The organism is Roseateles sp. AC306 (assembly GCF_979253795.1).
On the sequence record NZ_CEEDEB010000168.1, the window covers coordinates 1 to 229 of the forward strand.

1 protein-coding gene is annotated in these 229 nt (G+C 69.4%); it reads right to left on the reverse strand.

Annotated features, from left to right (window positions below):
- Positions 1-229: rhamnogalacturonan lyase family protein (locus AC0IZJ_RS28835; protein WP_471855715.1), on the reverse strand; the 229-nt coding region annotated here is incomplete at both ends.

A 229-nucleotide genomic window follows, 5' to 3' on the forward strand; every position in this document is an offset into this window, starting at 1 on the left:
GTGCATCTCCAGGCCATGCTCGCCGTAGCAGCGCGGGCTTTCGGGAACCATGAAGATCTGCTGCTCACCCTCGCGCGCCGGGTCGAAGGCGCTGACATGCACCGCGTCGCCGTGGCACAGGCCGGTGCTGTAGAGCAGCTTGCCGCTGCTGGCGATGGTGGCCGCGCCGTCGATGATGTCGTCGCGGCCGTCGCGGTCCACGTCGGCAACGGAGAACCAGTGGGCGCCC